This is a genomic window from Paraburkholderia diazotrophica (genome assembly GCF_038900755.1).
Classification (GTDB): Bacteria; Pseudomonadota; Gammaproteobacteria; order Burkholderiales; family Burkholderiaceae; genus Paraburkholderia; species Paraburkholderia diazotrophica_A.
In genome coordinates this window covers 364022-386286 of the sequence record NZ_JBBPEN010000009.1, presented here as the reverse complement: position 1 = coordinate 386286, position 22265 = coordinate 364022, and the positions used below count along the sequence as shown (strand labels likewise).

Genomic DNA, 22265 nt, shown 5'->3' with positions numbered 1-22265 from the left:
AGGCATGCCGCCAGCGTTCAATCTGAGCCAGGATCAAACTCTTCAGTTCAAACCTGTTACTGTTTTTCGGTCTCTTTCGAAACCGGTCGCTCACTCAAAATCACTGACAGATGGCTTGATTGCTCAAGCCTTCCTCAATTTCTTTCTGTGTGAGACTCGATTACTTTCGCCTCCGGCAGCTCCGAAGAACCACCGCGCGCCATCATCGAGCACCCACATCTGTCGGCTGTTAGTTTTTAAAGAACATCCGCTAAAAGCTGCTGCTTTTTCGCGTCCCCGTCGTTTGGAGAGGCCGAATTATGCGGATCGCCATTCACCGCGTCAAGCATTTCTGCAAATAATTTTTTTCGGGCCAAAATAGGCGGTTATGCACATATAGCAATCGCATCTGTCAAGAGGCACTCAGGAATTCCTTTGTACTCTTCGTGCGCTCGACTTCATTGCGCAATTGGCAAGTCGGTTCGCCGGACCAGGTGCATCCGGCTATCAGGGAACGCTTGCCACGCGGTTGTTTAACGCTCCTCCGTTGACTAGTCTTTTGGCACACACTCGATGAACGCGGGCGCACACGCCGCGCGATCTGAAAGCGGCACGTCGGGTGTCTATCACTGTCGATACGACGAGACCGAGGATCGAGGGCTATCGTGAGCACATATGACGCCACCGCAGGGAACAACGTCTACAGCGAAACACAGCGCTGGATCGAAGAAGATCTGAAACGACGCGCGGAAGAAAATCAGGCGCGCGTCGACGAAATAAGGCAACAGCGCAGTCATCGGTCGGGAGGCCGCACTCCGTTGATCATCGTGGCCGACGGCGACTCATGGTTCGACTATCCGCTTCCGTTGATCGGTCATACAGACATCGCGGACAGCCTAAAAGACCAGGCAACACTGACGCCCGCGATGATGAAACTCGCCCACTATGGCGATGCAACGACCACCCTGATGGGCGTGACGAAACGTCAGCGATTGATCGACTACATCAGTGAACCGACACACGGCCCAATCGATGTCCTCATGTTCTCAGGTGGGGGCAACGATCTGGTTGGTGACCAGTTCCGCTTCTGGCTGGAGAATGCGGCGGACGTGAATAACGACCCGACTCAAGCCCTCAACGACGAACTCTTGCGCGACATACTGGGTGTTATCAACGGCGCCTATCTCGAGTTGATACGAATACGAAATCGATACGCCAACAATGCAACCATACTGCTTCACGCATACGACTTCGCGATTCCAACGGGCATTGGCGCGTGTCCGTTCGCAGGCCCCTGGCTTCGGCCTTCGCTAGTGGAGCAAGGTTGGCCCAATGTCGAGCAAGGCCGGCACATTGTGAAAGCCATTCTCGAAGCCTTTAAAAGCAGGCTGAACGATCTGTGCGCGATCAACAAAGATGTCGTGCTCGTCGAAACGCAAGGTACGCTCTCATCCCGTGACTGGGCAAATGAACTTCATCCCACGCCGGATGGATTCGGCAAGATTGCCGCGCGGTTCCGTTCGACATTGCAGAGCATCCCCAAATTCAGGAACAGAATCTGATTTCCGATTTCCCCGCTTCACGCACGCAAGCGCGCCCGCCACGCGCGATGACGCATCATTTTTTATCATGTATTGCATGCGGATTAATCGATTGCGCGGAACCGGCTAGTCGGCAATAGTGAGCGTCTGCCGGCGACGTGCGCGCTCGCACGTCAGCATCTGGCTGACCCTGCCGCCTCTGGAGCATTCAAGTGGAATTGCGGAACCAAGCCGACATCCTCGCCACATTGATAAAGGAACTGGGAACCGACCTCGTGACGCCGGGTATCGACGTCGCGCCGCGCTACTTCACAGGTTTCGGCAAGGCACCCGGCAGCCGTCCACTGGCGCTCGCGCGTCCACGTACGGTCGAAGAGGTGTCGCAGGTCTTGCGGCTTTGTCATCGTCTCGGCGTGGCAGTGGTGCCTCAGGGAGGCATGACGGGTCTCGCAGGCGGTGCAGTCCCGCTGGGCGGTGAGATCGTGCTGTCGATGGAGCGTTGCAGCGGAATCGAAGAAATCGACGCCGCGGCCAGCACCGTCACCGTGAAGGCCGGAACCGTGCTGCAGACGGTACAGGAAGCAGTACGCGCAGCCGGCCTGGAGTTGGGGTACGACCTCGGTGCGCGCGGCTCCTGCCAGATCGGCGGCAATCTCGCGACCAATGCCGGAGGCAACCGCGCAATCCGCTTCGGCGTCGTGCGCGATCAGGTTCTCGGACTCGAAGCCGTACTCGCCGACGGAACGATCGTCGGCTCGCTCAACAAGATGCTCAAGAACAACACCGGCTACGACTGGAAGCACCTGTTGATCGGCAGCGAAGGCACGCTCGGTGTGATTACCCGCGCAGTGCTCAAACTCTATCCCGAGCTTCCGTCGGCTTCGACGTGCCTATGCCTGGTGCCGGACTATCAGTCGGTGGTCGCGCTCTGGCAGCAGGTCCGCGCGCAATTGCCCGATGCCAGCAGCTTCGAAGTGATGTGGCCGGACTTCTATCGCTACGTGTCGGCGAATACGCCCGGCGTGCAGGCGCCTTTGCCGGCCCAGCAGGCGTTCTATGTTCTGATCGAATGCGCGACGGCCGCTCACGATGCGAAAGCGAGCGCTGCGCGCCTTGAAAACTGCCTCGGCGCCTGGCTCGAAGCGGGTCTTGTCGGCAATGCCGTCCTCGCGTCTTCGTTGCAGCAGGCGCAAGCGCTATGGTTGATCCGCGAAGGCCTCGCGATAGACGAGTTGCCCAATCTGATCAACTACGATGTAAGCCTGCCGATAGCGCTTATCGGCGAATTTGCCGAGCGCTGCGAGAAGGCGCTGATCTCGCACTGGCCGCAGGTTGTCAGTCTTTTCTTTGGACATCTCGCCGACAGCAACGTACACATCGGCGTATCCATCGAGGTACTGCCAGCCGAAGGCGTGCATGCAGTCGATGTCGTCGTATATGAGGTCGTGCGCGCGATGGGAGGCTCGATCTCTGCCGAACACGGAATCGGTACGCACAAGAAGCCGTTTCTCGACTATTCGCGCTCGCCCGCTGAACTCGCACTGATGCGCACGCTCAAGAACGCGCTCGATCCCAAAGGCATCCTCAATCCGGGAAAAGTACTGTAAGCGCCTTCGCTGACGAATGCGACACCAGGCCTGTTTCAATCAGCTGTCTGTTTTGCGTATCGACTTTTGCGCGGGCGCATTGCGGTGAAGGCGCGCTTCACCCAAACCGCGATACACGCGCTCGGTACTGAAACGCAGACGATGCATCGTTTCGAACAGGGCCGCGAGGTCCAGCGGCTTGCGAAAGTAGCCGTCGTAGCGGACGAACGCAGGCGGCGTCAGTTCGCCCGAGACGAGGATGAAAATGGCGTCGGCGATCGTCGCATCGTCGCGCATGCGCTCGCATAACACGCCGCCCGACATGCGGGGCATGCGCAGATCCGCAATGACGTAATCGACGGCCGATGCACACAGCAATTCGAGTGCCTCGACGCCGTCGGCGGCCGTCAGTACCTCATAGCCCGCCTGCAGAAACGCGCTCGCCCATGCATCGAGCGTGGACGGCTCGTCGTCGACGAGAAGGGCGCGTTCCATCGCAGCAAACTCCGCGAATACGGAAAGATTCAATCATATGAATAAAGCCCGATCTGTTCAAGGAATGTGGTCATAGAGTGCGATTCATTGCGCTCTGTGACCTTGCGCGTCAACCGCCGTGATACATCGGATCGAGGGTATCCGACGGTTCGCGATGGCCCGACTGCGAACGCGTGAACTCGTCGCCGCCGACGTCGCCCTGGTTCCGATCGTCCATGCTGCCCTGCTCGTGTTTCATCGTCCTGGTGCGAACGGCTTGAGCATGATGAGATACGGGATGAGATGCGGACTGAGATCCGGATGCATGGGCCGCGGGGTAATCGGAGGAGGATGCTGAGCCATAGCCGCCCGCGAAAGACGGAACAGCCAGCGTAGAAGCGCACGCGGCCAGCAGCGCGGCGAGGGATTTCGCTTTCATGACGACTCCAATAAGCGTGTCGAACATCCCATGCACCCGGTTCAGGTCCATTGCGCGCGCCATGTTCAACGTTGATGGAACGATCGGCCAGGCCGCGCACCAGCAAAGAGGCTCGAACGAACAACTCGCTTTTCGGAATCCGATCGATATTGCCGACGCCGTAGCGGCTGCACGAAACCGGTCGTCGTTGCGCCCGCATCCACAATTGCACGGCTTATGCCAATGCCGGGATGCGTATCGTCTAAACGATCCTGAGTGCCTGAAAATTAAAGGACTTCGCGCGCAATCAGGGCGTTGCGATGCGCGGGTGATGAGCGCGTAGTGTCTGACGATAGCCAACGATTGGCGATCGTCCGTAAGTACGCATCCAACAGAAGAAAGCGTGCGCTTCGTCGAGAAGTCGATGCGTGTCTATCGCCGGTTGCTGTCCGACCGCGACTAATCATTGTCGGACCCGGCGTCGCAAGCGCCGCACACTGACACTTACCATTGAGGGGAAACCGCGCCGCGTAGATCAGATCAATGCTCACATTCTGATGGGATGGCCAGCATGATCAGTCAGACAAAAAGTCTTGCCCTAACGGGGCTGCTGATCGGCGGCGCCGTCGTGGCGGCGTGGCTGATCGACCCCGACAGGCATCATCCGTCTGACGTGAAAACAGCGGCGGCTGCCAGCGCGCGCGACAACACTTACCTGCCGCTTCACGACACAACAGCCGCTGACATAGACGCGATCTCGCCCGGACGCCCGCTCGATCCGCGCTTTGCGTCCACGTTGCAAGCGGCGCGCGACAGCCTGGACCGTCACGACCGCGCATCCGCGAAAGTGCTGGTCGACGCGATCCTGATGCTCGACAGGAACAATCCACAGGCACTGGCACTACAGCGCGAACTGCAATCGCACGATGCCGCGCCCGCTGACAACAATAAAGCCGCCGCGGTCGTGGCGGATGCGCAGCCCGCCACGCAGGCCAGCGCAAAGGCCGCAAAGAAGACGACGGCCCCGCATCGCCATCGCCCCAGGACGCCGCGAGCGAATCCCGCAACGACGCCCGATGACGTGATGCCGATTCGCGGCATGGCACCCACTCTCGGCGAAACGGTCGATACACCCGCGACGGCGGCCGCGGAGCAAGTCAGTACGGGAGCGGAGCGCACAAGCGAGCACGTGAAGCCGGCGCGCACCGGCTCGCAAGGTTCGGATGGCGCGACGGGCGAAGCCGCTCACAGCGGCGACGATCAGTGAACGTGCTGCGACGCTGACGATCTGCTACGAGCGTTCGCCTCGCACTTTGTTTTCCTCTCGGTCCTTGCCGCGGGATTCCGGCGCGGACTTCTCAAGACATGCGGCGAGCGTATTGCGCTCGCCGCGTCGCGCTCATTGCCCGCCGAAGAAAATCGACTTCGGATGTCCGTCCGTCGTGTTGGGCGCACCCATCTGCATCGAGCCATTCGGCGCTACGCCACCGACGGCCGTGCGCTCCATCGGCTGCTGCTCGCCAGACGATGCCTTCGCTTCGGCTGCCTGGATATCGGCAGGATAAGTCGCCTCGTCGCCGCCCGGACGATAGCCCGCCTGTTCGACGCGTTGCAGATCGTCACGCACCTGAGCGCGCGTGACCGGCCCTTGATCGGCCTGAGCAAAAGAGAGTGCCGGCGCAGCCAGCGCGCACGAAACGATTACGGCCTGAATCAGTGCTTTCATGATGGTTCACCTGCATGTGAGTCGTTGACCAGCGCCACCTTCCTGTCGAAGGCGGCCCCAATGCCCTTCGCCGCAGATTCGCGTGGTTCGTCTCTTGTCGGTTTCGGTTCGCAAAGGGTTAACGTCATTGTGTGCAATGAGTGCTGACCTAAGCCTGTCTCTCACATGACAAATGCGTCATCTACTCAATGGGCATGCATCACGGTCCATCAATCGCCGCGCAAGATGTCGGATTTGTAATGTGCCAGTCACTAATGAGTAAGTGCGCCACCGCCACACTGCGACCCCATGACATGCCCGCGCGTGAACCGCGCATGCGCATGCCGACAGTTCATCGTCCAAGGAAACGTCATGTGGATCGTCAAGCTGGCCCTGCGGCGGCCCTACACCTTTGTCGTGCTGGCCGTGCTGCTCTTTATCGTCGGGCCGCTCGCGATCCTGCGCACGCCGACGGATATCTTCCCGAACATCGACATTCCCGTCGTCAGCATCGTCTGGTCGTACAGCGGCTTCTCCGCCGAGGACATGGCGCATCGGATCACATCGAACTACGAGCGCGCGCTCACGAGCGACGTCGACGATATCGAGCACATCGAGTCGCAATCGCTAAATGGCGTGTCCGTCGTGAAGGTGTTCTTTCATCCGGGCGCCGACATCAATCGCGCGATCGCCGAAGCCGCGTCCAACTCCGCATCGATCCTGCGCGTCCTGCCGCCGGGCACGTTGCCTCCGAACATCATCACGTATAACGCGTCGACGGTGCCCGTGCTGCAACTGGGTCTTTCGAGCCCGACGCTGCCCGAACAGACGCTCTACGATCTCGGCAACAGCTTCATCCGCACGCAGCTCGCGACCGTTCAGGGCGCCGCCGTGCCGCTGCCGTACGGCGGCAAGATCCGGCAGATCATGGTGCAGCTCGATCCGAAGGCGCTGCAGGCGAAAGGCCTCGCGCCCAGCGACGTCGTCAATGCCGTCAACGCGCAGAACCTGATCCTGCCGGGCGGCACCGCCAAGATAGGCTCGCGCGAATACAACGTCGAGATGAACGGCAGCACCGACACGGTCGCCGCGCTCAACGATCTGCCCATCAAGACCGTGAACGGCAGCGTGATCTATGTCCGCGACGTCGCCCACGTGATCGACGGCTACGCGCCGCAAACGAATATCGTGCGCAGCGACGGCAAGCGCGCGGCGCTCTTGCAGGTGGAAAAGACGGGTAGCGCATCGACGCTGACGATCATCCAGCAGGTCAAGTCGATGCTGCCGAAGATCGCGGCGGGCCTGCCGAGCGCACTGCACATCACGCCGCTTTCCGATCAATCCGTGTTCGTGAAATCCGCTATTTCGGGCGTCGTGCGCGAAGCGCTGATCGCCGCGTGCCTGACGGCCGCGATGATCCTGCTCTTTCTCGGCAGCTGGCGCGCGACGCTGATCATCGCCGTATCGATTCCGCTTGCCGTGCTCACGTCGCTAATCGCGCTGTCGGCACTCGGGCAAACGATCAACATCATGACGCTCGGTGGGCTGGCGCTGGCGGTCGGCATTCTCGTCGACGATGCGACCGTGGCAATCGAAAACATCACGCATCACCTTGAAAAAGGCGAGCCGCTGCACGACGCGATACTGAACGGCTCCGGAGAAATTGCCGTGCCGACGTTCGTGTCGACGCTCGCGATCTGCATCGTGTTCGTGCCGATGTTTCTGCTCTCGGGCGTCGCGCGCTATCTGTTCGTGCCGATGGCGGAAGCCGTCGTGTTCGCGATGTGCGCGTCGTACTTCTTCTCGCGCACGCTCATTCCGACACTCGCGATGTACCTGATGCGCGCGCCTTCGAAGAACGGTGATGCCGCGCGCGGCCGCCTTGCGATCTTCGCGCGCTTTCAGGCCCGCTTCGAACACCGCTTCGAAGCATTGCGCAACGGCTATCGCCGCGTCTTGCGACGCGCGATTTCGAGCCGCCACCGCTTCATTCCCGTCTATCTTGCGCTGTGCGTGGGATCGCTCGCGCTGATTCCGTTCGCGGGCCGCGATTTCTTTCCCGCTGTCGATACGGGCGAAATCCGTCTGCATCTTCGCGCGCCGACGGGCACGCGCATCGAACAGACGGCCCGCTTCACCGACGAAGTCGAAGCGAAGATACGCACCGTGATTCCGCAGTCGGAACAGGCGGCCGTGCTCGACAACATCGGCGTGCCCGTGAGCGGCATCAACCTGACCTACGACTCGTCGGACCCGATCGGCCCCGAAGACGCCGACATCATGGTGACGCTCAAGCCCGATCACAAGCCCACCGCTCAATACGTCGCGCGGTTGCGCAACGTGCTCGCCGCATCGTTTCCGGGCGTCACGTTCGCGTTCCTGCCCGCCGACATCGTCAGCCAGATACTGAACTTCGGCCTGCCCGCGCCCATCGACGTGCAGATCGTCGGCAACAAGCTCGCGCAGAACCGCGTCGTCGCGGACAAGCTGCTTGCGCGGATGCGCAGCGTGCGCGGCCTCGTCGACGCGCGCATCCAGCAGCCCGGCGACGAGCCGACCATCGACGTCGACGTCGATCGCACGAAGGCCATGCAAGCGGGGCTCACGCAAAAGGATGTCGCGCAGAATCTGCTGATCGCGCTGTCGGGCAGTTCGCAGACCACGCCGAATTTCTGGCTCGATCCGAAGAACGGCGTCAGCTATCCGTTGATGGCGGAAGTCCCGCAGTACGACATTCATTCGCTGCAAACGCTCGCCAACATTCCGCTGACGACGAACCAGGTCAGCGTGAATCCGCAGAATCAGCTGGGCACGCTCGGGACGATGTCGCGCAGCTCGCAACAGGCTGTCGTATCGCACTACAACGTGCAGCCCGTGCTCGACATTTTCGCGTCGACGCAAGGGCGCGATCTGGGCGGCCTCGCTGCGGACGTGACGAAGCTCGTCGATGCGGCGCGCGCGCAGTTACCGCCCGGTTCGTCGATTGTGATTCGCGGTCAGGTGCAGTCGATGAACGAGTCGTTTGCCGGCCTCGGCGCAGGGCTGGTGTTCGCGATCGCGCTCGTCTATCTGCTGATGGTCGTGAATTTCCAGTCGTGGCTCGATCCGCTCATCGTCGTCAGCGGCTTGCCGGGGTCGCTCGCGGGCATCGCGTGGATGCTGTTCGCCACGCATACGACGCTCAGCGTTCCCGCGCTGACGGGCACGATCCTGTGCATCGGCATCGCGACGGCCAACAGCATTCTCGTCATCAACACTGCGCGCGAGTCGCTCGCCGCCGGCATGGAGCCTTTCACCGCCGCGCTCGATGCGGGCTTCAACCGCTTCCGCCCCGTGCTGATGACGGCGCTCGCGATGCTGATCGGCATGTTGCCGATGGCGCTGGGCCTCGGCGATGGCGGCGAACAGAATGCGCCGCTCGGCCGCGCGGTGATTGGCGGCCTCGCGATCGGCACGCTGTCGACGCTGATGTTCGTGCCCGTTGTCTTCGGGATGGTGCATGCGTGGCTCGCGAAGCGCCGCGCCCATGCCGACGCAAAGCGCGCCGACGTGACCACACACGCTCAATAAGGACATGCCATGACCACGCCCAATCTGTCGACGGAGCGCGAACCGTCCTCCGGCACGAACCTCGCGCTTGCCGATTCTGCCGGCACGCAGCAACCCGCCATCGCCAGCAAGCGCATGCGCTTCGTCTTGCCGATTCTCCTCGCGGCCATTGCCGCCGCGCTGCTCGCGATCGGCATCGTGCCGCGCCTGCACGCAAGCACAGCGCTCGCGGATCAGGCGAACGCGCAGCGCTATTTGACCGTCGATGCGGTGACGCCGAAGCGCGCGCCCGCGTCGCAAGAACTGCTGTTGCCGGGCTCCGTGATGCCCTGCGCCGATGCGTCGATCTACGCGCGCACGAGCGGCTATATCCAGCGCTGGTATGCGGACATCGGAGCGAAAGTGAAGGCGGGGCAAACGCTCGCGGACATCGATACGCCTGAGCTCGACGCGCAGCTTCAGCAGGCGCGCGCCGACGAGGCGAACGCCAAAGCGAACTACCGCTTTGCGAGCAGCACTGCGCAGCGCTGGCAGACGATGCTGCAAACGCAGTCCGTCTCGCAGCAGGACGCCGACGCGAAGACGAGCGACAGCGCGGCGAAACTCGCTGCGTGGCAGGCGGCGCAAGCGAATGTCGCGCGGCTTACGGAGCTGGTGTCGTACGAGAAAGTGACAGCGCCTTTCGACGGCGTGATCACCGCGCGCAACGTGAACGTCGGCGCGTTGGTGACGGCGGGAGGATCGCCGGGACTTGCGGCCAACGCGGGCGAACTCTTTCACATCGAGCAGACGGACCGCTTGCGCGTCTATGTCGACGTGCCGCAAGACGATGCGAGCAGCGTGTCGCCGGAAACGAAGGTCTATCTGACGACGCAGCAATATCCCGGCCGCCGCTTCGACGCGACGGTCGCGCGCAGCGCCGGTTCGATCGACCCGGTGAGCCGCACGTTGCGCGTCGAAGTGGACGTCGACAATCGCGAGCGCGCGTTGCTTCCGGGCGCGTATGCGCAGGTTCATCTCGCGCTGCAAACGGCGCATCCGGCGCTCGAACTGCCCGCGAGCGCCCTGCTCTTCCGGCCAGATGGCGTCATCGTCGCAGTGGTCGGCAACGACGACAAGGTGCAGTTGAGGACGGTGACGATCGGCCGCGATTTCGGCACCTACGTCGAAGTCGCGACCGGGCTGGAAGCGAACGACCGCGTGATCGACAATCCCGGCGACGCGATCAGCAGCGGCGACACCGTGCATGTCTCGACGGCGCCGACCACGCCGACGGCGGCTGTGAAGTCTGCGCAGCAGCACAGTTGAGCGCAAGGCGAGGCTGATCATGTTCAATGTCCGCGTATCGTTTTTCCGCAAGGCGCTCGTCATCGGCATCGCATCTGCGTTGAGCGCGTGCTCGACCTTGCCGCATTATTCGCAGCCGCAAGCGGCCGTGCCCGATCGCTATGCAAGCACGCCGCAGGCGGCGTCCGGCTGGACCGTTGCCGCGCCCGCCGACGCGCAGCCGCGCGGCCCGTGGTGGGCGCTTTACGGCGATGACGAGTTGAATCGTCTCGAAGCACAGGTCGACGTGTCGAACCAGACTGTGCGCAAGGCCGTCGCGCAACTGCGAGCGGCGCGCGCGATGGTCGACTATCAGCGCGCGGGCTACGCGCCTGTCGTCACGGCGGCCGCGGCGCAATCGCGGGCGCGCACGTCGCAGAATGTGGCGGGCAAGTCCCTCGCGGGCAAGACCGTGCCCGACTATTCGGTCGGCGTCGCGGCAAGCTGGGAGCCCGATCTGTTCGGCCGCGTGAAGGATGCGACCTTGAATGCGCGCGACAACGCGCAGGCGAGCGAAGCGGATCTGCAATCGGTGCGCCTGTCGGTCGCCACCGATCTCGCGATCGACTATTTCGACTTGCGCTCACTCGACCGCCAGAAGAAGCTGCTCGACGATACCGTGACGGCCTACGCCGCCGCGCTGCAGATCGTGCAGCAGCAACTGAAGGACGGCGCGATCGATGCGTCCGCCGTCGCTCAGGCGCAAACGCAGCTCGAAAGCACGCGCACGCAGGACAGCGATATCGACGTGCAGCGCGCGCAGCTTCAGCACGCAATCGCGACGTTGATCGGCAAGCCGGCTTCGTCGTTTGCGTTGCCGCCGAAAGTGCAGGCAATCGCGTCGCCGCAGATTCCGACGGGCGTGCCGTCGCAACTGCTCGAGCGCCGCCCCGACATTGCCGCCGCCGAGCGGCGCGTCGCGGCGGCGAATGCGCAGATCGGCGAAGCGCATGCGGCGTTCTATCCGGACTTGACGCTGTCGGCGGCGGCCGGTCTCGAAAGCACGTACTTCGCGCCGTGGTTCACCGCGCCCAGCCTTTTCTGGTCGCTCGGCGCGCAGATCGCCGGGACGCTCTTCGACGGCGGCCGACGCACGGCCGTCCTGAAGAATGCAACTGCACAATATGACGGCGCCGTCGCCGATTACCGGCAAGCAGTGCTGGTCGCGTTTCAGCAGGTCGAAGACAACCTGGCCGCGCTCAATACGCTCGCGAACGAAGCGGACAGCCAGCAACGCGCGACATCGGCGGCTGAGCTTTCGCTGAAGCTGACGACCAACCGCTATCAGGCAGGCGCCGTCAGTTATCTCGACGTGGTCACCGCGCAGACCATCGCGCTCACCAACGAGCGCACGGCGGATCAGATCGACGCGCGTCGAGTCGACGCAAGCGTGCAGTTGCTAAAGGCGCTCGGCGGCGGATGGGATCGCGGGACGTTGGCGGATGCGCAAGCGCCCGAATGACGAAGCGCCGCGTTAGCATGCTGCGTGTGATTGTGGTCGCAGTCCAGGCCGTCGTGAATGGATACGCATTTGCGACGAGATCGGGGCGCGCGAGCCGTTGCTATCCGGGCTGCGCCGCTCCTGATCGTCGCGGCGTACTCGGTTTTCACGTATCCAAGCTGCCCCGAGCACAGGACCGCGTGGTGTCACAGTACGGTCGAACGTGCGGCTCTTCGTGCGGCGGCAGAACTGCCGCCTTGTTCGTCTGTGCGGATTCGACCGCCCTTCCCGCTCTTTTCGTTACGCGCCCTCTTCCAGCGCGATATCATCATGCTTGACGTGCGCTGCGAGCGAATCGTATGCGGACTGCGCGGCAAGAAAATCGACGAGCGCTCGCACGTTCGGCGCGAGATTGCGGCGGCTGCCGTATGCAATCGACAGCCCCATCGAAGGCAAATCCGTATCCGGCAGCACCTGCATCAGCGTACGGCCGTCGATATCCTCCGCAACGATTGACGCCGGCAGCAGCGCGATGCCCATGCCCTCGAGCGCCATGCGTCGCAGCATGTCGCTGCTGTTCGCGCGGATGTGCGTCGCGTGCGGCGCGTTTGCATCGAGCCATCGGCGCCCGGGATCGTGCTCCGCCGACGATGCGCCATCTTCATGCGAAAGCATCACGAGGCGGTCGAAGTCCGACAGATGTCTGATGCGGCCGACGCTCGCGAGATAGCGCGGTGACGCGACCAGCATCGTCTGCGAGCGCGCGACCACGCGCACCACGACCGATCCGGGATGCGGATAGTAGTCACTCGTCAGTGCTGCATCGAAGCGCCCTTCCACCAGAGCGATGGGACCGTCCGCATAGATCACTTGCGGCACGACAAGCGGATAGCGCGCCGTGTAGGCGCCCAACAGTCTCGCCAGATAACCCGCGCCGACCGTGCCCTGCACCGCAAGGCGCAGCGTGCCCGAGGGCACGCCTGTCGCCGCCAGCAGCCCGCCTTCGACGTCGTCGATATCCGCGACGATCGCGCGCACGCGGTCCAGAAACAGCCGGCCGGCTTCCGTGAGCGTGACGCTGCGCGTCGTCCGTTGCAGCAGGCGCGCGTCCAGACGCTCTTCGAGAGAAGCCACGCTGCGCGTCGCGACCGCGCTGGAGACGTTCATCTGGTCCGCCGCGCCCGTAAAACTGCCAAGCTCCGCGACCTTTACAAACATCCTGAGTGACTGCAGATAGTCCATCGTTGCCGCCTCTGTGAAGTCGTTTGCCGTGAGGAAAACGAGAGTCAGAGATTCGATGCTGGACTATACAAAGGTAAAGCGCACGGATAAAGCGCCTGCGATTGAATTGACTGTTCAGGCCGCTCCTACAATTTCATGACCTGAAATGTCGGCTGGATGCTAAAGCTCTGTGGTGAATGGCGAATGGGCGCTTGATTAGCAAGACAACTTATTTTGAGCGAAAGCGCTTCGTCATCTGAGGGCCTTGCGTATTTTGCGCATGCCCGTCACCGTGGTTTCGACGACGTCCGGTCCGATCCGCGCGCGTAGGCGCCTTGCGAGGTGCGCGCTTGCGTCGGCGATCGATTTTTCTAGCGCCTTGCCGGAGCGCGTCGGATGGACGCCCCATTCGCGCCCATCCGATATGCCCTGCCGGCGCTCGACCAGCTTCTTTTCGGAAAGGCTGTCGATGAGCCGCGTCGCCGTAGGACGCGCTATGCCCATTTGATCGGCGATTTCGCTGCCCAGACATCCCGGCGATGCCAGCACGACGCGCAAGACGAAACCCTGCGCTGGCGTCAGTCCAAATTCCGCATAAACGGGTGCCCATTCCCGCTCGACAAGACGGGCCAGCGCCGATGCATTGAAATAGAGGCATTGATCGAACATGGCGACCATTCGAGCACGATTTGATTAGCATGACAACTATATAGATGAGTCGCGGGGCCTTTGTCGGATGATCTGTCGCGTGCTTGGCAAGTCAGGCGATGGATGGCGTATGCCTTTGGACGCAGGCACGAGGCTTGCTGCTTTCGCGAGACCTCCACTTGTCGTAAATTGGGGGCGTTGTGTGTAGCAACAATGAGTCGCATCCCCGAACTCGCAACCCGTGACGTTCGCCGACATGACAAAGCTACCCGTCTACGCCAGCCTCGCCTATATGATCTGCGGCGCGCCCGCCGCATACCCGCAAACGCCGTCGCCGCTTGCGGAATGGCAGTATTCCGCAGGCGTTCCACTCGAAAAGGTGTACCAGCCAAGCCGCCCCGGCTGGGAAGTTCGACTCGGTATCGGTTCGACGCTGGAGCCGCGGTACGACGGGTCGGACCGCTATCACACGCTGGTCGGGCCCAGCCTCGACATCCGATATAAGGACCTCGCGTTCCTGTCGACGGGAGAAGGCGTGGGCGTGAACGTGCTGCAAGGGAACAACTGGCGCATCAGCATCGCGGCCGTCTACGACCTGGGCCGGCGCGGGCACGATGATCCGTCGAGACTCGACGGACTCGGCAACATCAATCCCGCGCCGGAGGTCAAGCTGGCCGGGGAGTATGTGATCTCCAAGGAATTCCCTCTCGTTTTCCGCGGCACCGTGACGCGCAGCTTTGGCGGCTCGAACGGGTGGGTCGCCGATCTGGGCGCGTACATGCCACTGCCGGGCAGCTCCGAGAATTTCGTCTGGTTTGCGGGTCCATCTGTCACCTTCGCCGATTCCAAGTACATGAATAGCTGGTTTGGCGTGAATGCGGCGCAGGCGGCTGCCTCTCAGTACGCACGGTACGATGCAAGCGCTGGATTGAAGTCAGCGGGATTTGGCGTGACGCTGATCTGGTTCGTCGACAAACATTGGTTCGTCACCGCTGACGGCGCGCTCAAGCGGCTGCTCGGCAGCGCGGCGGGCAGCCCCATCACGCAGTCGAAAACCAACGGCGTGTGCGACGTATCGATTAATTACCAATTTTGAGGTGAATGACGGTGGGGTTGGGAGGGAATGGCTGCTGGCCGCTTTCCTGGTGATCCTTACTATTCTTGTATTGAGTGCGATTCGGCCAGCCGACAGTTTCGCGTGTAAAGGCCGGCGCTGCCGTTTGTCACACGCGATTTTCGTTTCTACTGAACCGTGCGAAGCGATCTGCATGCGCGCAGCGACGGTTGATCTGCATCGTGAAGCCCCGCAATCTATTTACGGTAAATAGACGGTGCCGCGTCGATGTCCCCAGTTGGGGTGGCGAAGTTACGCGGAGGTGGATAAAGAAAAGGCACGACAGCGCGATCGTCCCCATTTGGGGTGATGTCGGAAACGGATCTGTCCGACTCGCCTAACTACGTTGCGGCAAGAAACGCTGTAACTGCCTGATTCTCGGACGTTCGTGGAAGAGAATTGTCGAATGTCCCCGATTGGGGTGCGTCATACCGTCCCGGAACGCTCGGAGTAATTGTCCCCAACCAGGGTGACATCGATGGGCAATGAAGAGGAATTTGGCCGGCGCTTATTTACGATAAATACATATGTGCGGAAAGCGCGCTCGGGTGAAAAGACGAAAAATTGTTTTTTAGCTCAGAGAGTTAGCGCGAATTTTTCGCGATGTTTCGAGTTTCTCGGGATCAAACGTAATGTCCCTCGGTATGGTTGAGACGGTGATTTTCCAATGAAAGCAGCAACAGATTGCGGCTAGTTGTCCCCGTGTGGGGTGTCTTGAGGTTTGTATACCGTTTGGTAAACAACGTTTACACCGTTTACAGGGCTCAATTCCTTATCAGACAAGGGTTTCGGCGCCTTTATGTCTCCATTTAGGGTGGCTGGCGTCCCCCATCGGGGTGTCATTTCCGGCTAAACGTCCCCGTTCGGGGCGCCTCGCGCCCCCAATCGTGGTGGAATTGTCCCCGTCTGCGGTGAATTCGTCGAAAAGAAGGTTGAGCTAGCCAAATCGCGCGAACGGAACCGGCGAATTCGGCAGATGCACGCTTCACATGTCCCAGACGACGATTGCACGCTGGGGTCATTTAGCGCACAATCACGGCATGCCCAAATCTTTGTCGAGTGAGGTTCGTAGCGAGAGCGTCAAGAAGCACGTCGCCGCAATTCATACGAGCGGCGAGCTTTCGCTGCTGGAGCGGAAGCTTTCCAACGTGCTGCTGCTGCACTCTTACGACAATCTTCTGACCACGAGAACGCACCGCCTCCCGGTGCGGACGCTCATGCTCGTGCTCGGCTGGACGGAAAGCGAAAATACCGAGAAGCTCCGCGAAGCGTTGCGCCAGCTCGCCACGACGGCTGTCGAATTCAACGTCATGGATGACGGGCGGGAGCGCTGGAGCGTGATGCCAATTCTGTCCTTCGCGGAAATCCGTGCAGGCGTGTGCTCATATCGCTACGACGAGGCGCTCGCCGAGAAACTCTACGATCCGTCGATCTACGCTACCGTCAATCTCGGCGTGCAGCGCAAGTTCTCGAAATCGCACGCGCTGACGCTCTACGAGAATTGCCTTCGTTTTCAGAAGGTTGGCTCGACCGGCTGGATCGAACTGCCGGTGCTGCGGAAGCTGCTCGGCGCGACCCGGGATTACTACGACGATTTCCGCAGGCTGAATAGCAAAGTCATTCAGAAGGCCGTGAAGGAAATCAACGAAGTTTCGGACATTAACGTCGACGTCGAATACCAGCGGCTTGGCCGCTCCGTGACGGGAGTGAAATTTCTCATTCACCAAGGCGCTCAGCAGTCGCTTCTGACACCGGAGACAGAAGACGAGTTCGCACACGTACGCGATACCGAGATTTATCGGAAACTTCGCGCACACGGAATCGGCGACAAGCTCGCGCTCAGTTTTGTCATCGAAGACGAAGAGCGCGCCCGTCTAGTCGTTCAACTTGCTGAAGACAAGGACCGCAAAGGGCAGATCAAGCGGTCGACGGCTGGCTTTATTCGCACGCTGATCGAGAACAAGGCGGACGTCTCCGAGCCCGAGTACGAGAAGGAAAAGCGCGAAAAGGCGCAGAAGCAGGCTGCTGCCGCCCGTTCGAGGGCGCTGGATGCGCGCATCCAGGAATTGCGAATCGATTTCGATCGGCTGCAGTGCGCCGCAGCCGTCAAGGCGTTGACGCAGGATGAGAAGCGTACGTTCGCGCGGCAGTTCGTCGAGGGTGATGGCGCCAAATACGCTCGCGAGTTCCGGCCTGACAGTCCAGGACTCTTTTCGGGTTCTGTCGGTCGCGTGAATTTTGCGTCGTGGTTGAGAAATCGCGTGCGGCCGGAATTCGACGTTGCCAAGTTTGACGTATGGCTTTCTCAAAATCACCAGGACATCGCGTCGCAACGAAATTCCTGAAAATCGCGTTTTTCCGTTGAATTGATGGCTTTCTGTGGAGCCATCTGATATAAGCTGACTGCATCGTCTCCTGCGGATCAGCCAATGAACATTACCATTCAAGACATCGTCGATCAGGCCGCTCGCGCGACTGACATCGTCTCGCAGGTTCGGGGCCGCATGCTGGCGCCGAATGCCCGCAAAATCCCGCCCGTTTTCAACGCTTCACAACTGGCCGTACTGTGTGAAGTCGACAAGAGTCAAATCACCTATCGCGCGTCAAAGGGCGATCTTCCGCCCGGCACGGTGAATGCCACGGGGTCGCGGCGCGAATTCTCGTTGCCGGAAGCGCGCGAATGGGTGCGCGCCTATCGCAACAATGCGCTGCGTCCGGACAGTGCGCCGGCGATGACCGTCGCGATCGGCAACTTCAAGGGCGGTGTGAGCAAGACGACCACGGCGATGACGCTCGCGCAAGGGCTGAGCTTGCGCGGACATCGCGTTCTGGTGATCGACACCGATCCGCAAGGGTCGCTGACCACGTTGTTCGGAATTTTGCCGGACACAGAGGTCGAAGAAGATTCGACGATCACCGCCCTTGCCACGGGCGATCAAAGCAGCATCGAGTATGCGATCCGCGAGACGTACTGGGACGGGATCGATCTCGTCCCGGCTTCGTCGTCGCTGTTCAACGTCGAATTCATTTTGCCGAGTCGCCAGATGAAGGAGCCGGACTTCGAGTTCTGGAACGTGCTCAACACCAGTCTCGAGCAGGCGCGCAGCAACTACGACGTGATCATCATCGATACGCCGCCCGCGCTGAGCTACGGCACGGTCAACGCGTTCATGGCCGCAGACGGCCTGATCGTTCCGACACCGCCGAATGCGCTCGACTTCGCCAGTTCGGCACAGTTCTGGACGCTATTCAGCGATCTCGCCTCGAATCTGACTGCGGAGACGAACACCGACAAGTCATTCGAGTTCATTCATGTGCTGCTTTCGCGGGTCGACCCTGCGGATGCGGCGGCGGGCGTCGTGCGCGAGTGGATCTCCGCGACGTATGCGGAAAAAGTACTGCCCGTCGAAATTCCGAAGACGGCTGTGACGGCGGCGAGTTCGGCGGAATTCGGGACGGTATACGACATCTCGCGATATGACGGCAATGCGAAGACGTATCGCCGGGCGCGGGAGGCGTATGACCGTGTGACCGAAATCGTCGAGCAATCCATTGTGGCCTTTTGGGCAAAGTCCAAATAAGGGAGGGTTAGATGTCGATCAAGGACCGGCTTGCAAAGAAGACTGGTGATCTGATGGTGCCCGCGCCGGCGTCTCCCGAAGGGGGACGCGGTGCTTCTCCTCGCACGGCGCCCGGTCAGATGCTCGCGTTCCGTAGCGCGATGCGCGAAAGTTCTGATCGCGTCTCGCAGCTGGAGGCGCAGCTGAAAGACTACGACGGAACCGTGCCGATTCGCGCGCTTGATCCCACGACGATTCACGCATCGAAATGGGCGAATCGCCAGGACTTCGGCGATGAGAGCTTTGCTGAATTGAAGGCGCTTATTTCGGAAGCGGGTGGCAATACGCAACCGATCAAGGTTCGTCCGGACGCCGAGGGCGAAGGGTACGAGATCGTGTTCGGTCATCGACGCCATCGCGCGTGTCTGGAACTGGGGTTGCCAGTGAACGCGATCGTCGATCGTGAAATCACTGAGCAGAATCAGTTCGTCCAGATGGATCAGGAAAATCGGGCTCGCAAGAACCTGAGTCCGTGGGAACAGGGCGTCTGGTACAAGCGTGCGCTGGATGACAAATTGTGGCCGTCACAAAACGCAATGGCGAAGGCGTGCGGGCTGTCACAAGGAAATATTTCGAGTGCGCTGCTGGTGGCTGAACTGCCCGAAGAAGTCGTCGCCGCATTCCCTTCGCCGCACGATATTCAGTTTCAAGGCGCCCGAAAATTGGCTGGCGCAGTCAAGAAGGCGCGGGACGAGGTGGTGCAGCGCGCGATCGAGCTTGCGGAGGATCCGACGAGAACGGCGCCCGAAGTGTTGGCTGCGCTGTTGGGGGCAACGCGTCCTACTGCATCTGCGCGCAAGGAAGAGGAGGTCGGTATCGTGCGAAAGGGTGATTTGCTCGTGATCCGGCTCCGTGCGAGTGGCGTTCCGCAAGATCGCGTCGAGGAGCTTCGACAACTGATTACCGGGTTTCTCGAGGACATGCAGTCGTCGGGGGCTTGATGACGTACAGGTGCCTGCCGTTTGGCTGCGGCAGGCGCCGATGGATTCTTTGAAGCGTTTTAGGGGCGGCGCTGTTTAGTCCGACGCCGCCTTGATTCGAAGTGGTCTCGTGGTTCTCGCCGCATCGGTCGATAGCGAACAATCCCTCGTATTACACCCCCTTCCTTTCCCGCGTTCGCGGGAATTGCCCCAATGGCAGTTCCTTCCCTGCTCACCATTCCTGTTTTTGGATTCACTTAGCGGCGCGCCTCGTCGGCCCGTAGCTTGGTACGCCAATGTTCACGATGGGATAGATAGACGCCCATCGCGGTTATTTACGGTAAATAGGGTGGCGACTGGGTTCCGCGTTGCCATCGGCGCATAACCGGAGCGAGCGTCGGATCTCGTGCTTAGGAACGCCCTATCGAGAAACCGATCTGCCGTTATTTACGGTAAATAGGTGAAAGCGGGACGAGCCGACGGTCGTATGATCCAATGGGCTATTTACGGTAAATAACCGGTCGCGAGTGACACGCCTACAGTAGCTGAAGCACTTCGAGGTGAATTCGAGCGCTTAAGCTCAGCGATGCATTTTGGTCGCAATGAGCCGAGCGCCGTCACATTAAAGCATCGGTACGTATTTGCGACGGGCGCGAAATCTGATCTGCGGGCAGCGATGAGCGGCTCCTGGTCACAACGTCTCGATCAGTTGGCGGGGACGGTCAGCGCTTATTCGCGATAACGGGAAAACGCTACTCTCGGCATCTTGGGCTCAGGCGGGAGATGACGTGGAACTCGGAACGCTCGTCATCGACACTTGGCAGGTGCACGTCGACCGAAGGCCGCAACGACGAGTCGGAATGCGCCCGAGCGCTAATACCTCATTCGGCGTGCGCCGGCGCTGCACCGCGCTCATTCCCGGGCGAAAGCGTTCGGGTCATACTGGACGGCCGTGCGATCGCTGCGCACGGATTGCGAGGCTCGGCAGCGCGCACCCTTATGCCGAAAACACAACTCCACGGGGCTGATGTAAAGCTGTCCCATGGTTCGGCATAGCGAATCTACTCGGCTCGCCAAATCTAAAACGCTGATTCAAGATCGTCGAGAGTGTCCCGACAATTCTCACTTGCCGCTAGGTAGATGAAGAATGGGAGATACGCGTCGCGCGTTCGGCGGAGTGTATGAAGCGCGCCAGGACTGACAACGCAAAGATGCCTTGCCAACTTTTCAGCAAACCTTCGCATATGACCAAACGTGCCCAGTTGACCTGTCAATTTGGCGCCGGCTCGCCAACACGTTACAAGCGACTTGAAATACGCGCTGCGTGTCGATATCGACCGGGCGCGCAACGCTGCAGGCCGCCTCTCTCAGACCGACTCGTAATCCGATCTGCTGCGCGCACCGAACGACCACCGGCTCCCGAATGCAGCACACATCGAATGCAACAACCGCGACTCGAAGTCAAAAAACTGACGGTGGATCGACAACGCCCCCGCACATCGGTCGACAGCCGCAACGCCTATGCGCCGGCCACAACCGCGCGCAACGGCGACGGATGGACAGGGCGGTCTAACTGAAAGCGCCGCCGATTCACCAGCGAGGCTGTCCCCGGACGTAATCGGCAGAGCCGGTCTCTCATTGTTATCTCAAAATTAATAAGCTATGCGAACTAACTTTCGTAAAAAGTCAGACAGCGATCCCACATGCATTTCAGCCACGACGCGACAGTGGCAGTAATGTGGATCCTTGCGGTCGGCGTCTTCCGGATGACGCGCGACTCATAGAACGCAAAAAAACACCGCTCACGCTGAAAATCTTTAAGCAGCAAGCACTTGCCGCAGAATCCGTGAAACAACCTTAAGTAAACCGTCCAACCGAAGAAACCATTACAATGCAATGACTTAGCCGATCACCCGCCGTATGTTTCACGGCATTTCCGCTTCGGCGCGAGATAATTTGCATCAAATGCGGTTTTCGCTGATTTTCCGATGCAAGTCCGCGCATACGTACTTTTCGATACGTGATCCGTGGTGTCTACTACATATTTCGAGGCGGCTTGCCAGCCGACTCCGCCCCTCAGCGTCCGAAAGCGTAGAAAATCCGCGAAGACCTACCGCAAAAGAATCAACTGAGGCACCGCATCGCCGCCGCACCAGACGACCGCGTTCTGCCCGAACTGTAGCCCAAGCGCCTTGGCATCCTGAAGCGACACTCCCAGCATCAGAAAACTCGGCTCGCCGGGCCAGCCGTTGGATGGATGCTTGCCGATACCATCGATAAACGTGAATCCGCGCTGCGAGAGCTCGCGAGCGAGCTCAATCTGCAGGCTGACATTGGCCGCATCGTCGAGCATCTGACCAAGCGGATTGCACGCGGTGACGAACGCGCTGCTACGCACAGCGTACGCGTCGTGAATGGCAGCCAGCGACGCGTTGAATTCGCCGATCCTCAGCGTCGCCGGCATGGCACCGCGTACGCAATAGTGCGTCTCCAGATAGGCCTGGATCGTCGCGTGGGAAATCTGCGAGTCCGAAAACAAGAGAGCCTCCGTTGAACGAAAGTCGACGCAGTGCCGCACCGCAGAGCTCTCGCAACTGATCATCTCGCGCGGGCGGGAGTGGCAGGCACGGGCGTCGACTGATCTGTGACGACGCGGCAGTACAGCACGGCGGTTAATCTAGTGTCAACGCGTCGAAGACCTGACGCGCGAATATCTGCCGCGT

At 60.8% G+C, this 22265-nt stretch carries 18 protein-coding genes; 12 read left to right on the top strand and 6 right to left on the bottom strand.

Annotated elements, in window-relative coordinates:
* The 3 genes from AABE10_RS26995 to AABE10_RS26985 form a co-directional block, all read left to right on the top strand.
* Window positions 1–361 (top strand): hypothetical protein (locus AABE10_RS26995; RefSeq protein WP_342936256.1); only part of this gene is annotated, 361 nt, incomplete at its 5' end.
* A 283-nt stretch (window positions 362–644) separates the two neighbouring features.
* Window positions 645–1541: a hypothetical protein gene (locus tag AABE10_RS26990; protein WP_342936255.1), complete on the top strand. Its 897-nt coding sequence runs from the start codon at window positions 645–647 to the stop codon at window positions 1539–1541.
* 191 nt (window positions 1542–1732) lie between these two features.
* Window positions 1733–3127: an FAD-binding oxidoreductase gene (locus AABE10_RS26985; RefSeq protein ID WP_342936254.1), complete on the top strand. Its 1395-nt coding sequence runs from the start codon at window positions 1733–1735 to the stop codon at window positions 3125–3127.
* Between the two features lie 39 nt (window positions 3128–3166).
* On the opposite strand, the gene AABE10_RS26980 is transcribed toward AABE10_RS26985, so the two are convergent.
* Both AABE10_RS26980 and AABE10_RS26975 read right to left on the bottom strand, forming a co-directional pair.
* The gene (locus AABE10_RS26980; RefSeq protein ID WP_342936253.1) at window positions 3167–3601 is read right to left on the bottom strand and encodes a response regulator; all 435 of its coding nucleotides are present in this window, start codon (window positions 3599–3601) and stop codon (window positions 3167–3169) included.
* A gap of 109 nt (window positions 3602–3710) precedes the next feature.
* On the bottom strand, window positions 3711–4070 hold the full coding sequence (locus AABE10_RS26975; RefSeq protein WP_342936252.1) for a hypothetical protein: 360 nt from the start codon (window positions 4068–4070) through the stop codon (window positions 3711–3713).
* 10 nt (window positions 4071–4080) lie between these two features.
* On the opposite strand from AABE10_RS26975, the gene AABE10_RS26970 reads away from it, so the two are divergent.
* Entirely contained in the window at window positions 4081–4341 is a 261-nt protein-coding gene (locus AABE10_RS26970; RefSeq protein ID WP_342936251.1) for a hypothetical protein, read from the top strand.
* A 228-nt stretch (window positions 4342–4569) separates the two neighbouring features.
* Window positions 4570–5265, top strand: a complete 696-nt coding sequence (locus AABE10_RS26965) for a hypothetical protein (protein WP_342936250.1) — start codon at window positions 4570–4572, stop codon at window positions 5263–5265.
* Between the two features lie 132 nt (window positions 5266–5397).
* Here AABE10_RS26965 and AABE10_RS26960 read toward each other — a convergent pair whose 3' ends face one another.
* Window positions 5398–5724: a DUF4148 domain-containing protein gene (locus AABE10_RS26960; RefSeq protein ID WP_342936249.1), complete on the bottom strand. Its 327-nt coding sequence runs from the start codon at window positions 5722–5724 to the stop codon at window positions 5398–5400.
* A 351-nt stretch (window positions 5725–6075) separates the two neighbouring features.
* On the opposite strand from AABE10_RS26960, the gene AABE10_RS26955 reads away from it, so the two are divergent.
* The 3 genes from AABE10_RS26955 to AABE10_RS26945 are packed head-to-tail and all read left to right on the top strand — an operon-like array spanning window position 6076 to window position 12040.
* Entirely contained in the window at window positions 6076–9273 is a 3198-nt protein-coding gene (locus tag AABE10_RS26955) for an efflux RND transporter permease subunit (RefSeq protein WP_342936248.1), read from the top strand.
* 9 nt (window positions 9274–9282) lie between these two features.
* Window positions 9283–10560 (top strand): efflux RND transporter periplasmic adaptor subunit, encoded by a 1278-nt coding sequence (locus AABE10_RS26950; protein WP_342936247.1) that lies wholly within the window; start codon window positions 9283–9285, stop codon window positions 10558–10560.
* Window positions 10561–10579: 19 nt separating this feature from the next.
* Complete coding sequence (locus tag AABE10_RS26945; protein ID WP_342936246.1) at window positions 10580–12040, top strand: efflux transporter outer membrane subunit; 1461 nt, start codon at window positions 10580–10582, stop codon at window positions 12038–12040.
* 279 nt (window positions 12041–12319) lie between these two features.
* Here the strand turns inward: AABE10_RS26945 and AABE10_RS26940 are convergent, their stop codons facing one another.
* Together AABE10_RS26940 and AABE10_RS26935 are read right to left on the bottom strand one after the other, a co-directional pair.
* Window positions 12320–13261 (bottom strand): LysR family transcriptional regulator, encoded by a 942-nt coding sequence (locus tag AABE10_RS26940; RefSeq protein WP_342936245.1) that lies wholly within the window; start codon window positions 13259–13261, stop codon window positions 12320–12322.
* 231 nt (window positions 13262–13492) lie between these two features.
* Window positions 13493–13909 carry a MarR family winged helix-turn-helix transcriptional regulator gene (locus AABE10_RS26935; protein ID WP_342936244.1) on the bottom strand — a complete coding sequence of 139 codons (417 nt, stop codon included), beginning with the start codon at window positions 13907–13909 and terminating at the stop codon, window positions 13493–13495.
* Window positions 13910–14144: 235 nt separating this feature from the next.
* On the opposite strand from AABE10_RS26935, the gene AABE10_RS26930 reads away from it, so the two are divergent.
* From AABE10_RS26930 to AABE10_RS26915, 4 genes are all read left to right on the top strand, one after another.
* Window positions 14145–14984 (top strand): MipA/OmpV family protein, encoded by an 840-nt coding sequence (locus AABE10_RS26930; RefSeq protein WP_342936243.1) that lies wholly within the window; start codon window positions 14145–14147, stop codon window positions 14982–14984.
* A 1007-nt stretch (window positions 14985–15991) separates the two neighbouring features.
* Window positions 15992–17347, top strand: coding sequence for a replication initiation protein (locus AABE10_RS26925; protein WP_342936242.1), 1356 nt, complete (start codon window positions 15992–15994; stop codon window positions 17345–17347).
* Between the two features lie 84 nt (window positions 17348–17431).
* Window positions 17432–18583: a ParA family protein gene (locus tag AABE10_RS26920; protein WP_087733162.1), complete on the top strand. Its 1152-nt coding sequence runs from the start codon at window positions 17432–17434 to the stop codon at window positions 18581–18583.
* 11 nt (window positions 18584–18594) lie between these two features.
* Entirely contained in the window at window positions 18595–19563 is a 969-nt protein-coding gene (locus tag AABE10_RS26915; RefSeq protein WP_342936241.1) for a ParB/RepB/Spo0J family partition protein, read from the top strand.
* 2089 nt (window positions 19564–21652) lie between these two features.
* On the opposite strand, the gene AABE10_RS26910 is transcribed toward AABE10_RS26915, so the two are convergent.
* Window positions 21653–22081 (bottom strand): DUF3293 domain-containing protein, encoded by a 429-nt coding sequence (locus tag AABE10_RS26910; RefSeq protein WP_342936240.1) that lies wholly within the window; start codon window positions 22079–22081, stop codon window positions 21653–21655.
* Window positions 22082–22265 lie beyond the last annotated feature (184 nt).